The organism is Humibacter soli, assembly GCF_054779035.1.
In genome coordinates this window covers 580,454-594,221 of record NZ_BAAGYX010000002.1, presented here as the reverse complement: position 1 = coordinate 594,221, position 13,768 = coordinate 580,454, and the positions used below count along the sequence as shown (strand labels likewise).

Sequence of the window (13,768 nt, the reverse complement as noted above, 5' to 3'; positions counted from 1 at the left end):
CTGCAGGCTTCACAGCGGTGACCAGGCCAGTGCTGCGCCCAGGACTGCCGCGAAGACGAGCGCGCTGATCGAGGTGAGCTGCAGGGCGAGGATGAGCTCCCTGGGGGTGCGGCCGAAGAGCACGATGACCACGGCGGGCAGCGCGGCGATGAGCGTGAAGAAGCCCAGCCACCCGAGTGTGTAGATCAGGCTGATCGCCGCGAGGATCAGGAACGGCACGATTACGAAGACCACGAAGATCACACGCGACCAGGTGCGTCCGATCAGCACCGTGAGCGTGCGCTTGCCCGCCTGACGATCCACGTCGATGTCGCGAAGGTTGTTGACGACCAGAACAGCGCAGGCGAACAGGCCGACGGCGACGGCACTGAGCCACGCGACCTGCGAGACGTTGAGTACCTGAACGAACATGGTTCCCGCGGTCGCGACCAGACCGAAGAACACGAAGACGAAGAGCTCGCCGAGGCCGTAATAGCCGTAGGGATGCCTGCCCCCGGTGTAGAACCAGGCCGCGGCGATGGCCGCCGCGCCCACGATCAGCAGCCACCACTGCTCCGACGCGACCACGAGCAGGATCCCCGCGATGGCGGCGAGCCCGAAGAAGATCAGGGCGACACCGAGCACAACGCGGGGCTTGGCCTTGCCTGAGCCGGTGAGGCGGCTCGGGCCGACGCGGTAGGCATCCGTTCCGCGAATGCCGTCCGAGTAGTCGTTGGCGTAGTTGACGCCGATCTGCAGGCACAGCGCGACGGCGAGGCAGAGGATGGCGCGGATCCAGTGGAAGACGCCGGGGTCGCTGGCGTCGACGGCTGCTCCGGTTCCGACGAGCACGGGTGCGACGGCCAGCGGAAGGGTGCGCAGCCGTGCGCCGCCGACCCAGTCACCGAAGCGTGCCGGCTCCACTGCGCCGGGTCTGCCGGCCGGGTGACCGCCCTTGCGCTTCGACTTCGGCGTCCTCTTATTCGTGCTACTCACAAGGGGGCATCTTAGTGATGGCCGTTAGGGTGCGTCGCAAAACTCCGCTGGTCGAGCAGCGCGCCGAAGGCACGCCCTCCGGTCGGCGCTACTCGACCAGCGGGGCTACGAGTGCTTCCGGTCTGCGGCCAACCGCGCAAGGGCGACGCGATCGGGCTTGCCGGAGGCCAGCAGCGGCATCCGCTCTACGGACACGATGCCCACAGGGGCCGCGGCGTGGCCGAGCTCGGCCTGCACGGCGGTGCGCAGCTCGGCGAGTGAAACGACCGGCTCGCCCTCGACGACCACGATCGGCACCTGTCCCCATTCGTCGCTCGTGGTCGCGACGACGACGGACTCGGTCATCCCCCGCTGGCGCCGAACGGATGCCTGCACCGCGTCGAGCGACACCTTCTCGCCGCCCGAAATGATCACGTTGTCGGCCCGGCCGGTGACGCGCACCCGCCCGTCGGCGTCGACAGTCCCGAGGTCGCCCGTGCGGTACCAACGCACGCCGCCTGCGGTGTGGAACGAGGCATCCGTACGGTCTCGGTCGATCGTGCCATCCGCTCCGAGATAGCCCTCAGCAAGTACCGGGCCGGCGAGCTCGATGCGCCCTTCTAGTTCGCGCGCGTGCACCGGGCCGATCGGGACGCCGTCGTAGACGCATCCGCCGCCCGTCTCGCTCGATCCGTAGGTGCGCACGATGCGCAAGCCTGCGTCGATGGCGCGCTCGCGCAGCTCGGGTTGCAGTGCCTGCCCGCCGATCAGGATGGCGTCGAACCGGCGCAGCACGTCGAGGACTGACCTGCCGACGTCCAACAGACGCGCGAGCTGCACAGGAACGAGGGACGTGAACCGCAGATCGGCATCGAGAGCCGCCGCGGCGTCGCGGAAGGCGATCGGGTCGAAATGCCCTGGTGGCAGGATGACCGGCTCGGTGCCGGCTGCGATGGAGCGCACCAGCACGTTCGCCCCGGCGATGTAGTGAGCAGGCAGAGCGAGGAGCCATCGCGCAACTGCGGGCTCCTGGCCGCCGATCGCGCCCGCGGATGCCGCCGCACTGGCCAGCAATGCATCGGCGCTCAGGGCGACCCTCTTCGGGATGCCGGTCGAGCCGGACGTCTCCACGACGAGCGCGACGCTGCGCGGAACGAGGCCGACGTCCGCCGTCGCAGCAACGGCCGACCCGTGCTGTCGTGGCAGTACCGCGGGCCCGTCACCGGTCAACGCGTCGTGAAGCGCGCGGTAGACGGCGTGGGGATCGCCCGCGTCGATGGCGACCAGCTGGCGACTCATGGTTCAACGCTATCGTCGTGTCGCCCTGGGCCGCGGCGCGTTCCTCCCCTGTAGTGGGGGCTCCCGGATACCTGACGTTCGACATCCGCACCGCTTAGTGTGAGGCAGCGCGCGGCATCCCTTCTGGTGTGCCGATCTGTGTCTGAGCGGAGTGAGGCACCATGGCGGATCAGAATCGCAATCACCCGTCGCGTCGCCGACGGATGGCTCTCGTCGCGACGGCAGTCGGGGTCGTCGCCGCTTTGCTGCTCGCCGCGTGCACGGCGACCGACGCCACACCGAAGTCACCGCACAGCACTGAGACGTCCGGGCCGGCGGCGGCCTCTTCGTCCGGCGATGTGACGACCACGAGTCAGGCGAAACAGGTCGCGACGGTCGTGCGCAAGGCCATGGCCGAGCAGAATCTGAAAGCGGTCATCGTACGCGTCACGATCGGCGGCAAGACCGTCGCCATGCAGGCCTTCGGCGACTCCATGACGGGTGTGCCGGCCACGACCGACATGCAGTTCCGCAACGGTGCCGTCGCGTTCGAGTACGTGAGCAATCTGCTGCTGCAGTACGTCGACGAGCACAAGGTTGCGCTGGACGACACCGTCGACAAGTGGATGCCCTCTCTTCCTGATGCCTCCACCGTCACACTCCGCATGCTGACCAACCAGACCACCGGTTACCCGGACTTCGTGACCGATCCGGCGTGGATGGCCGCGTACAACGCCAATCCGTTCCACCTGTTCACGTTCGACGAGCGTCTGAAGTACGCGTTCCAGCGTCCGATGCAGTTCGCTCCGGGCACCAACTGGAGTTACTCCCACACCAACTTCATGATCCTCGGGCACATCCTGCAGATGGTGGGCGGCAAGCCCCTCGACCAGTTGCTGGAGCAGAAGGTGCTGAAGCCGATGGGACTCACGCACACCGTGGGATCCTCGACCGCCTCCTATCCGGAAGGCCCGGTCCTCCACGCCTTCAGCTCGGAGCGCAGGGTCGCGCTGGGCGTTCCGGCCACGGCGTCGTTCTATGAGGAGGCCACGTACTGGAATCCGGCCTGGGGCACCCCGATCGGTGCCGCCGAGACGACGGACATCACCGACATGACCACGACCGCTGTCGCGATCGGCACGGGCGACCTGCTGTCGAAGTCGAGCTTTCACGAGATGACCGACCCGAAGCTGATCGGGTTCGGAACCCACCTTCCGGTCTGCGGTGGCTCGTGCTTCACGCAGCGAACCGCATACAACTACGGTCTCGGCGTGGTGCGCTCGGGCGACTGGATGCTGCAGAATCCGCAGCTCAGCGGCTACGCCGCCACCGAGGCCTACCTTCCGTCGCAGAAGCTCGCGATCGCTGTCGCGACCACCTACCTGCCCGGCGCGTTCGACTCTGAAGGCAACTACCCGAATGCGGCGGACACTCTGTTCAGGCAGCTCGGCGCGGTGCTGGCGCCGAGCGATGCGCCGCCTACGAAATAGCGGTCATCCGCCTCAGTACTGCCAGGGGAACGAGGACCAGTCCGGGTCGCGCTTCTCGAGGAATGAGTCCCGTCCCTCGACGGCCTCATCGGTGCCGTAGGCGAGCCGCGTTGCCTCGCCGGCGAACACCTGCTGGCCGACCATTCCGTCATCCACAGCATTGAACGCGAACTTGAGCATGCGGATGGCCGTCGGCGACTTCGTCAGGATGGTACGGGCCCACTCGATGGCCGTCGATTCCAGCTCGGCGTGCGGCACCACCGCGTTCACGGCCCCCATCTCGTACGCGCGCTGCGCCGAGTACTCCTGGGCGAGGAAGAACACCTCGCGCGCGAACTTCTGCCCGATCTGCCTGGCGAAATACGCGCTGCCGTAGCCGCCGTCGAAGGACCCGACGTCGGCATCCGTCTGCTTGAACCTGCCGTGCTCCGCGCTGGCGATCGTAAGATCGCAGACGACGTGCAGCGAGTGTCCGCCGCCGGCAGCCCAGCCGGGAACGACCGCGATCACGGGCTTCGGCATGAAGCGGATGAGCCGCTGGACCTCGAGGATGTGCAAGCGCCCTGGTCTCGATACGCGTGCTCCTTCGTCGCTCGCTACTCGCCCCCCGGGATCGGACTCGCTCTCGGCGTACTTGTAGCCGTCACGGCCACGGATGCGCTGGTCACCGCCCGAGCAGAACGCCCAGCCGCCATCCTTCGGGCTCGGCCCGTTGCCCGTGAGCAGCACGACACCGACCCTCGGGTTCTGCCGCGCGTCGTCGAGCGCCACGTACAGCTCGTCTACGGTGTGCGGCCGAAACGCGTTGCGCACCTCTGGGCGGTTGAACGCCACGCGGGCGATGCGGGCGTCGTTCGAGAGGTGGTAGGTGATGTCGGTGAACGCCTCGCCGGCCGGTGCCTGCATCCACTCGGCCGCGTCGAACAGTTCCGAAACCTGCTGAGACATAGCTTCAAGCCTAGGAGCGATCGAGGTCTGGTGACGGGAGCTCGCTTGCGTCAACCATGCCGATTGAGCTCCCGAGAGGCGGCGCCGCCATAGGAGGCTCCCAACCACTCCCGGGCCGCGACGACCAGAGCCTGCACGCCCGTCTCGAGGGTCGGGTGGATGAGCGGGGCGAAGTGCGGGGAGTGGTTGGACGGGATATCGGAGTCGGTCGTTCCGTTGGCGAGCGCCTTCGTGAAGAGCTGCGGGTCAAGACCGCCGAGGAGCCAGTAGACGATCGGGACTCCGATGGCCGTCGCCAGCGATCCGACGTCTTCGCTGCCCGTGACGCGTCCTGGATCGATCACGCGCTGGTCGCCGAAGGCCGCGCGGAAGGCGCCGAGCGTGCGCTCCGTCGCCGCCTCGTCGTTGTGCAGCACGGGGAAGGAGTCGGTGAGCTCGACGTCCGGCGACCGCAGCGCACCGGACGTCGCAGCCTCGCCGTTCGCGATGCGGGTGATCGCGGCGATCACCCGGTCGCGCACGTCGGTGTCGTAGGTGCGGATGTTGATGCCCAGCGTGGCATCCGGCGGAATGATGTTGATCTTCGTGCCTGCGTGAAGGGTGCCGACCGTGACGACGGCGGTCTCGCCGCCCGCCACCTCGCGCGACACGATCGTCTGCAGGCGCATCACCGTCGCGGCGGCCATCACGACAGGGTCGATCGTGGACTCCGGCCGTGAGCCGTGGCCGCCCTCCCCGTGCAGGGTGATCATCACGTCGTCCGTCGCGGCGAACGCAGGTCCGGCGTGCACGCCGACGACGCCCGCCGGTGCAGGTGCGACGTGCTGCCCGAGCACGATATCGGGCTTCGGAACCCGGTCGTACAGGCCGTCAGCGATCATCTGGTTGGCGCCGGAACCGAGCTCTTCGGCAGGCTGGAAGAGGAACACGACGGTCCCGCTCCACTCCGATGTCGACCCCGCGAGCGCCTCGGCCGCACCGAGCAGGCACGTGACGTGCACGTCGTGTCCGCAGGCGTGCATGACCGGCACGTCGTGACCTTCGGGGTCGGTGCCGCGCTCGGTGCTCGCATACTCCAGGCCGGTGTCTTCCGCCACGGGAAGGGCATCCATGTCGGCGCGCAGCAGCACAACAGGGCCGTCGCCGTTCGACAGGACGCCCGCAAGGCCGGTTCCGGCGATCCCCTCGACGACGTCGATGCCGAACGAGCGCAGGCCGTCCGCGGCGATCTTCGCCGTTCGATGCTCCTGGTACGACAGTTCAGGATGCCTGTGCAGATCGGTGTACAGCGACTCGAGATCCAGAGCCATCGGTCCTCCTCAACGGATGTCGCCACATCCGTCGTGACGCACAGACCCTAGTCTCTCCCGGCGGACCGCCCGCCGGTGCCACACTGAGGGGATGCCTGCGCAACTCCCCGCCGCCGACCTGCCTCCGCTCGAAGACGTGCTCGCCGAGGCGCACGTCGTCTCTCTGCCGATGGTGACGAAGTTCCGTGGCATCACGGTGCGGGAGGCGTTCCTCACCCGAGGTCCCCGCGGATGGACCGAGTTCTCGCCGTTCGTGGAGTACGGCGACGAGGAGGCGTCCGCGTGGCTCGCCGCAGCGCTCGACTTCGGCTGGGGCGATGACCCCGTGCCCGCCCGCGTGTCCGGGACCATCCGGGATGCCGGGCCGCTGCGCGGAGCGATCCGGGTGAACGCGACCGTGCCGTCCGTTCCCGCCGGTGACGTGGCATCAGTGCTGGCCAGATTCCCCGGATGCCGCACCGCGAAGGTGAAGGTCGCCGAACCCGGCCAGCGGCTCGCGGATGACGTGGCACGCGTGGCCGCGGTGCGCGATGCGCTCGGCCCCGAGGGGCGCATCAGGGTCGACGCGAACGGGCTGTGGAACGTCGATGAGGCCGAGCACGCCATCCACGCCCTCAGTGCTTACGACCTCGAGTACGTCGAGCAGCCCAGCGCCACCGTCGATGAGCTGGCCGAGGTTCGCAAGCGCGTGAGATACATGGGCATCCCGATCGCCGCCGACGAGAGCGTGCGCAAGGCATCCGACCCGCTGGCGGTGGCGCGGGCGGGCGCGGCGGACGTGCTCATCGTGAAAGCACAGCCCCTCGGGGGCATCCGTGCCGCGCTCGAGATCATCTCGCTCGCCGGACTGCCGGTGGTGGTCTCCAGCGCGATCGACACATCGGTGGGGCTCGCGATGGGGGCGATGCTCGCGGCATCCGTGCCGAGCCTCGACTACGACTGCGGGCTGGGCACCGCTGCGCTGCTCGGGGCGGATGTCACGCGCGAGCCGCTCAAGCCTGTGGACGGTGCGATCCCCGTGCGCCGCATCGAGGCCGACGAGACCCTGCTGGCGGAGCACGCCGCGGACGCGGAACGTCGCGCCTGGTGGATCGCGCGCGTCGAGCGCTGCTACGAGGTGCTATCTCGGTCCGGGACCGACGCAGCGTAGCTGCCTCGGCGCTGGCGTCGCGGTGAAGGCCCACCGGGCCTTCACTTTTAGCTCCAGCGCGGGAATGGCTACGCCGCTCGCGCGGTTGTCCTGATGCACGGCAAGGGCGCCGCCGATAGGGCGAGCGTGGGGTTCGTCCGGTGAAAGGACGAGCGCATGACGACGACAGAGCAGCACCTGGAGACCACCGGCTCAGCGCTGACACGTCGTCGCACGCGATTCGCCTTCTGGACGGCCGCCGCTGTGATCGTGGTCGCCCTCTGGGCCAGCGGCTCCCCCGCGATGGTCTACCCGCTCTACGAGCGCATCTGGGACCTTCCTCCGGCCGTCACGACATCGGTGTTCGCCGTCTACCCGCTCGTGCTGATCGTCGCGTTGCTGCTCTTCGGCGACCTTTCGGACCACATCGGCAGGCGCACCTCGATCCTGCTCGGGCTCTCGTCGATCTTCATCGGCGTGCTCGTCTTCGCCCTTGCCCCGAACGTCGAGTGGCTCTTCGTCGGCCGCTTCTTCCAGGGTCTCGGCGTCGGCCTCTCGCTGAGCCCGGCGGGCGCGGCGCTGGTCGACCTCGACCGCAGCGGAAAGCGTGCGAGCACAGTGAACACCGTCGCGATCGCGATCGGTCTCACGCTCGCCACCGTCGTGGGCGGCGCGCTCGTGGAGTACGGCCCGGTGCCTCGTGCGCTCACGTTCTGGGTTCTGCTCGGCGTCGTCGTGCTGGTCGGCGCCACCGCGATCTTCCTGCCGGGCCACGTGCGCGACGAGAGCCTCGCCCCCTGGCGGCCTCGCCCGATCCACGTGCCGCGTGCGATCCGGGGCATCCTCGCCACCGCCGCTCTCGCAATCACACTGAGCTTCGCGGTCGGCTCGGTGTTCATCTCGCTCGGTGCCCAGATCGTCAAGGACGTGCTGCACACCGACAACGCCCTGATCGCGGGAATCGTGCTGGCAATCGGCGCGGCAGTGAGCGGCGTCGTGTCGATCGCGCTGCGTCGACTGCCGCCCCGCACGTCGACGATCGTCGGCGGCGTGCTCGGAGGCCTGACGGTCATCGCCCTCGTCGGCAGCGCCTACATGTCGTCGCTCGCACTCTTCATTGCGGCATCGCTGCTCTTCGGCGGTGCGAGCGGACTGCTGTTCCTCGGCGGCCTCGGCCTAATCGCCGCGAATGCCGCCTCGCACCACAGGGCGGGCACTCTCTCGATGGCCTACCTGTACGCGTACCTCGGCCAGGTGATCACGTCGGTCGGCCTCGGCATCCTCGCGACGGAGCTCGGCCTGGCAAAGGGCCTCGACCTCGTCGGCCCGGTGCTGCTGGTGCTCGCTTTCGCCACGATCATCGTCGCGGTCGTCGCGGGGCGGCCCAAGGCGGTCGTCGTCGAGCGCGTCGAGGCGGCGACCCGCCCGACCCCCGTCGCCGAGTAGCGCGTCGCATCCGTGGGTTGAGGAGCACCGCGAAGCGGCGCGTCCACCGTGGGTTGAGGAGCACCGCGAAGCGGAGCGTCCACCGTGGGTTGAGGAGCACCGCGAAGCGGAGCGTCTCGAAACCCGACTGTCATCGCTGGGCGGGTTTCGAGACGCGCGCGGCTACGCCGCGAGCTCCTCAACCCACGGAAGGTACGCGCGGCCATGCCGCGAGCTCCTCAACCCACGCAAGACTCGCGCGGCTACGCCGCGAGCTCCTCAACCCACAGAAGGGTGCGCACGGCTACGCCTCGAGCTTCTCAACCGACGGTGAGGGGACGCGGGCCGCGCCTGCTACGAGGTGAGGCCGCTGTAGGAGTGCAGGCCGTGGAAGAACACGTTCACGACGCCGAAGTTGAACATCACGGCGCTGAAGCCGATGATCGCCAGCCACGCTGAACGGCTCCCCCGCCATCCACGGGTCGCACGCGCGTGGATGTACCCGGCGTAGATGACCCAGATGATGAAGGTCCAGACCTCTTTGGTGTCCCAGCCCCAGTAGCGACCCCATGCCTTCTCGGCCCAGATGGCGCCGGCGATGAGCGTGAACGTCCAGAAGATAAAACCGACGATGTTGACGCGGTAGGCGAGGGCCTCGAGCGTGTCGGCCTTCGGCAGCGTGGCAAGGAAGCGGAACTGCGTCGGCTTGTCCTGAGCCACCTGGGTCTCGCGCCTGACCTGCAGCAGCTGCGCCACCGACAACGCGAACCCGAGGGCGAAGAACGCCGTTCCGAGAATGGCGACAAGAATGTGGATGACCAGCCAGTACGACTGCAGCGCAGGGGGCAACGGCACGACAGGCACGTAGTACTGCGTCGTGGCGATCATCAGCAGAACGCAGACCAGGCCCATCACGAACGTGCCGAGGTAGCGCACGTCGAAGCGCAGGTTGGCCAGCAGGAAGATGCCGACGATGACGACGGTGCCCGTCATCGAGAACTCCCACATGTTGGCCCACGGCACACGCCCTGCGGCGATGCCGCGGAATACGTCGGCGAGGAACTCGAAGCTCCAGCCGACGATCGCGAGCACCATGGCCACGCGCAGGCTGGTCGAGGTGATGCGGTCGCCGTGCACGTCGTCTTCGATGCGAGAGCTCAGGCGCGAGATGGTGCCGTTGCGGTCGCCGCTGTCCGAGCCGGATGCCGACCCGCCCTCTGCGGTGAGAGTAGCCGTCGTCGTTGCCGAGGCATCCGCACGGGCAGCACCCGCCTCGACGAAGACGACGTCTTCGGCGCCGGCGGAGCGACGCGACACCGCGCTCGGCACGGATGCGGGGATGGTGGCACGCGCACTACGGCGCGCAAGGTCGAGCGCGAAGAAGATGAACGCGGCCGCGTAGAGGCCCATGGCCACATAGATGAAGATCTGCGAGAAGGTATCGAACACGATGTGATGAATCCTACGTCGTCGAATGGTCGGTCGACCCGGTGGACCGCCCGGTCAGCCGGGCGATGTGTCGGTCGGAGAACGATGCAACGGCATCCGCCAACCGGGGGTCTTCGCCTCTGGCGAGCCCCGCGTATTCCAGCCGCAGCGAGCCGTCCGGCTCGGTCACGGCCTTCACCCACAGCCTGCGCCGTGGGACGAACAAAGAGGTGAGAAGTCCACCGAGCACGAGGATCGCGAAGAGCAGCACCCAGCCCTGCGTCGGATCGTGATGGATGTCGAGGCTCGCGAACCGCTGCACACCGTCGAACGTCACCGACCCGAGCCCGTTCGGAAGCTGCGCGGTCTCGCCCGGCTTGAGCTGAAGGCCCTTGGTCTTGACCCCCGGGCCCGCGATCTCCTTCAGCTTGTCGATGTCGAGCGTGTAGACGGAGACCGGAACGCCCTTGTCGAGGCCGAGGTCCCCCGAGTACACGGAGAGGTCGATGACCGGGTTGCGGGTGCCGGGGAACGTGGACGCCAGCGCGCCGGACGACAGCTTCGTTGCCGTCGGATAGAACAGCCCGATGATGCCGAGCTGCTGCTTCAGCCCGTCCGGCACCTTGATGACGCCCTGCGACATCATGTTCGCGTTCTGGGAGGGGAACGGCGTCGCCTCGTGGAACACCACCTTGCCATCCGCATCACGAACGGTCAGCACGGGGGCGTACCCGTTGCCGAGCAGGTAGACATTGGTGCCACCGATGCCGAGCGGCGAATTGACCTTGATGGTCTGCTTGCTCGACCGGCCGTCTTGCGTCGTCGTGACGTGCGCGGTGTAGTCGCTCGGGGCGCCGATCGCGTTCTTGTTGTTCGTCACGTACGTGACGTCGAGGCCGTTCAGCGTCAGGGAGTACGGCGTCAGCGAGCTGGTGTTCACGAACCGGCCCGGGTTGAACGAGTCGTAGTTCACGAGCGTGTTCACGAACGACTGGCCATCCACCACGATGCGTTGCCCGGTGTAGCCGAAGCCTCCGCCGACGCCGACCGCGAGCAGGATGCCGACGAGCGCCGCGTGGAACACGATGTTGCCGGTCTCGCGCAGGTATCCGCGTTCGGCGGACACCGAGGCATCCCGCACGTTCTCGAACACGACGGTGCGGTAGCCGGATGACTTGAGCAGCTTCTGCGCGGCCGTCACGGCAGCATGACGTGCGGCTCCGGCATCCACCGACGAACCGTTGGCGGATGCACCCTGCAGAACTCGCACGCGGAAACCCGCCATGCGCTGCAGCCTCGCAGGAGTGCGCGGGGGTGCGGCCCGCATCGCCTCGAGGTGGTGTTTGATGCGGGGCACCACGCAGCCGACGAGCGAGACGAACAAGAGCAGGTAGATGGCCGAGAACCACACCGAGGTGTAGGTGTCGAAGACCTGCAGCTTGTCGAGGATCGGGTACAGCGTCGGGTGCGACTGCTGGTATTGCACAACGCCGTTCGGGTCGCTGGTGTGCTGGGGCACGAGGGAGCCCGGCACCGCCGCAACGGCGAGCAGCAGCAAGAGGAACAGCGCGGTGCGCATGCTGGTGAGCTGGCGCCAGATCCAGCGCAGCCACCCGACGATGCCGAGCTTCGGCTGGCCGATCCCGCCGCCGTCCCCACCGTTGTCGGGCGCGAGGTCGTCGGTGTCGACGTGACCGTCAGGTCGGGCGTCGATGCGCGCGGCGCGCGCGGATTCCTTCACCGTCGTCGCTGAGTCCACCGTCGCTGCCGAGTCCACCGTCGTCGAGTCAGAGTGCTGTTCCAAAGCTCGGGATCACCCCCGCGAGGGCGATGATCCACTGGTTCCAGAGGCCGACGACCATGAGCACGCCGATCGCGATGAGCAGCACGCCGCCCACGATGTTGATGATGCGGATATGCCTGCGGAGGAACGCCACAGCGCCGGATGCCCAGCCGAGGCCGAGCGCGATCAGCACGAACGGAACGCCGAGGCCGAGTGCGTAGGACAGGGCGAGAACGGCACCCTGCCAGGCGGACCCGCTCGAGTAGCTCATCGACTCGATCGCCACGAGCGTCGGACCGGTGCACGGGCTCCAGCCGATCGCGAAGATGATGCCGAGCAAGGGGGCGCCGGCGAGACCCGTGATGGGTCGCCACTGCGGCTTGAAGGTGCGCTGCAGGAATGTGAACTGTCCGACGAAGACCAGGCCGAGAAGGATCAGGATGACGCCGGCGATGCGTGTGATGAGGTCGCGCCACTGGATCATCCAGAATCCGAGCGCGCCGAACACGAACCCGCTGAGCACGAACACTGCTGCGAACCCGAGCACGAAGAGCGCCACCCCGAGCACCAGTCGGCGCTGCCCGCCTCGGTCACCGTCGCCGGCTGCGGACCGTCCGTCGGTGAACCCGCCGATGTACGCGAGATAGCCGGGCACGAGCGGCAGGATGCACGGCGATGCGAACGAGATGAGGCCCGCCAGCAGTGCGACCGGCACAGTCAGCAGCAGCGGCGCCGACACCACGAAGTTCCCGATTCCCATCAGCCGCCCGTCACTTGCTCTCGGCGAGAGCGCTGTCGATCAGCGTCGTGAGAGTGGATGGCTGCGCGGCGATGTCACCGGCGATGCGGGCCGCGATGCGTCCCTGCTTGTCGATGACGAAGGTCGTCGGGGTGGCGTTCGGGCGCATGGAGCCGCTGAACGCGAGCTGCACGGCGCCGCCATCCGCATCGAGGATCGAAGGGTAGGTCACGCCGAACGTACTGTCGAACGCCTGCGTGGTGGCGCTGTCGTCCCGCGTGTTGACGCCGATGAAGTCGACGCCCTTGCCCTTGTACTGGGCCGCGATCTTCTGAAGGTCGGATGCCTCGGCACGGCACGGCGGGCATCCCGCGTACCAGAAGTTCACGACGATGACGTCGCCGAGGTCGGCCTTCGAGGAGACCGTCGTTCCGTCCTCGGTCTTGCCGGAGAACTCGACGGGTTTGCCGCGCTGATCGGCCTTGACCTCGGTGACACCGCTGGATGCCGCGATGTAGTTCTTGTCGACGCCCGACGTGTACTGCTTGGCGAGCTCGTCATTGGCGCAGCCTGCGAGCAGGGCGCCGACGGCGAGCGCAGCGGCGGTGGCGAACAGGATGCGGTGCTTCACACGGCCCCCACGTCGGTGGAATTCGCGGCGAACGAGGCTGCGGGATCGCTGTAGCCGACCTCGACAAGGCGTCCGTCGCGGCGTTCGTAGGAGGTGATGCTCGACAGGGAGCAGCGGCGGTCGCGCGGGTCGTGCACGAAGCGCTCCCCCGCGACGGAGAGGTGGGCGACCCAGATCGGGAGCTGGTGACTCACGAGGGCGAGGTCTGCTCCGTCATCCTGCGCATCGAGCCTGTCGAACGCGGCGTTCACGGCGGCCATCATGCGCTCCTCGATGGAGCGGTACGCCTCGCCCCAGCTCGGGCGCAGCGGGTTCACGAGCCACGGCCAGTTGACCGGGTTGCGCAGGGCGCGCGACATCACCGTTCCTTCGAAGTGGTTGCTGGGTTCGATGAGGCGGGCATCCGTCTCGATCTCGTGCCCGAATGCGGCGGCGATCGGTGCAGCCGACTCCTGCGTGCGCTGCAGCGGCGACGCGATCACCGCGGTGATGGGGCGCTTGCGCGCGACGAGGTCGTCTGCGGCGGCCTGCGCCATGCGACGACCGAGATCGGAGAGCTGGAAGCCGGGCATCCTGCCATAGAGGATGCCGTCGGGATTGTGCACCTCGCCGTGGCGAACGAGATGCACTTGGGATGCTGCCACCATGCCAGT

Annotated in this window: 12 protein-coding genes; 3 read left to right on the top strand and 9 right to left on the bottom strand. The window is 68.0% G+C overall.

The features are described from left to right. Positions 1-9 precede the first annotated feature (9 nt). Complete coding sequence (locus tag ACYVDN_RS15865) at positions 10-975, bottom strand: prenyltransferase (RefSeq protein ID WP_460573154.1); 966 nt, start codon at positions 973-975, stop codon at positions 10-12. Positions 976-1,080: 105 nt separating this feature from the next. Beyond that, entirely contained in the window at positions 1,081-2,253 is a 1,173-nt protein-coding gene (locus tag ACYVDN_RS15860) for an AMP-binding protein (RefSeq protein WP_460573153.1), read from the bottom strand. 161 nt (positions 2,254-2,414) lie between these two features. Here ACYVDN_RS15860 and ACYVDN_RS15855 point away from each other — a divergent pair, with 161 nt between their 5' ends. Then, positions 2,415-3,722 (top strand): serine hydrolase domain-containing protein, encoded by a 1,308-nt coding sequence (locus ACYVDN_RS15855; protein WP_460573152.1) that lies wholly within the window; start codon positions 2,415-2,417, stop codon positions 3,720-3,722. 12 nt (positions 3,723-3,734) lie between these two features. On the opposite strand, the gene ACYVDN_RS15850 is transcribed toward ACYVDN_RS15855, so the two are convergent. Both ACYVDN_RS15850 and ACYVDN_RS15845 read right to left on the bottom strand, forming a co-directional pair. Next, entirely contained in the window at positions 3,735-4,670 is a 936-nt protein-coding gene (locus tag ACYVDN_RS15850) for a 1,4-dihydroxy-2-naphthoyl-CoA synthase (protein WP_460573151.1), read from the bottom strand. A 50-nt stretch (positions 4,671-4,720) separates the two neighbouring features. After that, on the bottom strand, positions 4,721-5,980 hold the full coding sequence (locus ACYVDN_RS15845; protein ID WP_460573150.1) for a zinc-binding metallopeptidase family protein: 1,260 nt from the start codon (positions 5,978-5,980) through the stop codon (positions 4,721-4,723). 91 nt (positions 5,981-6,071) lie between these two features. On the opposite strand from ACYVDN_RS15845, the gene ACYVDN_RS15840 reads away from it, so the two are divergent. Both ACYVDN_RS15840 and ACYVDN_RS15835 read left to right on the top strand, forming a co-directional pair. After that, a complete protein-coding gene (locus tag ACYVDN_RS15840; RefSeq protein ID WP_460573149.1) occupies positions 6,072-7,130 on the top strand; it encodes an o-succinylbenzoate synthase in 1,059 nt (352 codons plus the stop codon). A 156-nt stretch (positions 7,131-7,286) separates the two neighbouring features. Beyond that, on the top strand, positions 7,287-8,555 hold the full coding sequence (locus ACYVDN_RS15835) for an MFS transporter (protein ID WP_460573148.1): 1,269 nt from the start codon (positions 7,287-7,289) through the stop codon (positions 8,553-8,555). A gap of 333 nt (positions 8,556-8,888) precedes the next feature. Here the strand turns inward: ACYVDN_RS15835 and ccsB are convergent, their stop codons facing one another. The 5 genes from ccsB to ACYVDN_RS15810 are packed head-to-tail and all read right to left on the bottom strand — an operon-like array spanning position 8,889 to position 13,759. Then, the gene (gene ccsB / locus ACYVDN_RS15830; RefSeq protein WP_460573147.1) at positions 8,889-9,983 is read right to left on the bottom strand and encodes a cytochrome C assembly family protein; all 1,095 of its coding nucleotides are present in this window, start codon (positions 9,981-9,983) and stop codon (positions 8,889-8,891) included. A gap of 13 nt (positions 9,984-9,996) precedes the next feature. Next, positions 9,997-11,703: a cytochrome c biogenesis protein ResB gene (gene resB, locus ACYVDN_RS15825; protein WP_460573536.1), complete on the bottom strand. Its 1,707-nt coding sequence runs from the start codon at positions 11,701-11,703 to the stop codon at positions 9,997-9,999. Between the two features lie 46 nt (positions 11,704-11,749). Continuing rightward, a complete protein-coding gene (locus ACYVDN_RS15820) occupies positions 11,750-12,505 on the bottom strand; it encodes a cytochrome c biogenesis CcdA family protein (RefSeq protein ID WP_460573146.1) in 756 nt (251 codons plus the stop codon). 10 nt (positions 12,506-12,515) lie between these two features. After that, entirely contained in the window at positions 12,516-13,115 is a 600-nt protein-coding gene (locus ACYVDN_RS15815) for a TlpA family protein disulfide reductase (RefSeq protein WP_460573145.1), read from the bottom strand. Next, positions 13,112-13,759, bottom strand: coding sequence for a histidine phosphatase family protein (locus ACYVDN_RS15810; protein WP_460573144.1), 648 nt, complete (start codon positions 13,757-13,759; stop codon positions 13,112-13,114). Before ACYVDN_RS15810 ends, ACYVDN_RS15815 begins: the two co-directional genes overlap by 4 nt. Between the last annotated feature and the right edge of the window lie 9 nt (positions 13,760-13,768).

Coding starts and splice junctions, on each gene's coding strand:
- ACYVDN_RS15860 (WP_460573153.1), bottom strand. CDS start 2,253: ATGAGTCGCCAGCTGGTCGCCATCGACGCGGGCGATCCCCACGCCGTC.
- ACYVDN_RS15855 (WP_460573152.1), top strand. CDS start 2,415: ATGGCGGATCAGAATCGCAATCACCCGTCGCGTCGCCGACGGATGGCT.
- ACYVDN_RS15850 (WP_460573151.1), bottom strand. CDS start 4,670: ATGTCTCAGCAGGTTTCGGAACTGTTCGACGCGGCCGAGTGGATGCAG.
- ACYVDN_RS15845 (WP_460573150.1), bottom strand. CDS start 5,980: ATGGCTCTGGATCTCGAGTCGCTGTACACCGATCTGCACAGGCATCCT.
- ACYVDN_RS15840 (WP_460573149.1), top strand. CDS start 6,072: ATGCCTGCGCAACTCCCCGCCGCCGACCTGCCTCCGCTCGAAGACGTG.
- ACYVDN_RS15835 (WP_460573148.1), top strand. CDS start 7,287: ATGACGACGACAGAGCAGCACCTGGAGACCACCGGCTCAGCGCTGACA.
- ACYVDN_RS15820 (WP_460573146.1), bottom strand. CDS start 12,505: ATGGGAATCGGGAACTTCGTGGTGTCGGCGCCGCTGCTGCTGACTGTG.